The organism is Bacillus cereus group sp. BfR-BA-01441, from assembly GCF_022663075.1.
Lineage (GTDB): Bacteria > Bacillota > Bacilli > Bacillales > Bacillaceae_G > Bacillus_A > Bacillus_A cereus.
The window spans coordinates 1-1,095 of record NZ_JAKUEU010000215.1 but is presented as its reverse complement, the minus strand read 5'-3'; the positions used below and the strand labels follow the sequence as shown (position 1 = coordinate 1,095).

Below are 1,095 nucleotides of genomic sequence, written 5' to 3'. Positions count from 1 at the left end.
ATCAACTTTAGTTAATTCAACTGCGCCTTTAGTTAAGCTGTTAGTAGCAGTAACAGAGGCGATTTTTTCTTGTCCTTTTTTAACTGTGAACTTAATAGGTGTTTTGTTTAAGTCATAGTGTTCAGGAGCTTTCGTTTCGATAAACTCATAGTCTCCTGGCGGTAATTCATCCACAACTAAACGGCCGTTTTTATCAGTAGTTAAATCGGTACGAACATCGTGTCCATCCTTATTAACAATTTTAAATACTGCACCTTCAAGTGTTGTGTTTTGCTTGGCATCATCAACTTTAATTAACTCAACACTACCTTCCGTTAAGCTATTAATAGCTGTAACGAAGACATGCTTTGTTTGACTTCTTTCGATTGTGAACTTAATTGGTTCTTCATTTAAGTCGTAATGTTTAGGAGCTTTTGTTTCAATAAATTGATAGTCTCCTGGTTGTAAGTCTTTAGCGATGATTTTTCCGTCTTTATTGGTAACTAAATTCGTACGAATGTCGTTACCGTTCAGATCAGTAATTTTAAATACCGCACCTTCTAGCATTTCTTTCTTATCTATAGAGTCAACTTTCGTTAATTCCACGCCACCTTTTGTTAGGCCATTCTTAGCAGTAACAGAAGCGTGAGTTAGTTGACTTCTTTCGATAGTGAAGCTAATAGGTGTTTTATTTAAATCGTAATCTTTCGGAGCTTTCGTTTCAATGAATTGATAGTCTCCTGGGCGTAAGTTCGTAGCAGTAATCTTACCATCTTTATCAGTAGTTAAATCAGTGCGAACAATTTTACCTTTCGCATCGATGATGTTAAACACTGCATCAGAAAGTTTTGTATCTGGATTTATATCATCCACTTTTACTAATTCTACAGCACCCTCAGTTAAGCTATTTGTAGCAGTAACTTGGAGCTTTTCTTTTTGGCTTTTCTTAATTGTAAACTTAATAGGTGTACTATCTAATTTATAGTGTTCAGGAGCTTTCGTTTCAACAAACTGATAGTCCCCAGGACGTAAATCAGAAACAGAAATTTTTCCGTGTACATCTGTTGTAAGCTCAGTACGAATGTCGTTACCATTCAGATCAGTAATTTTAAATAC

At 35.3% G+C, this 1,095-nt stretch carries 1 protein-coding gene; it reads right to left on the bottom strand.

Annotation, left to right across the window (positions count from 1 at the left end; all coding sequences use genetic code 11):
- On the bottom strand, positions 1-1,095 hold a 1,095-nt coding region (locus MR107_RS30110; RefSeq protein ID WP_255855173.1), incomplete at both ends, for an MSCRAMM family protein.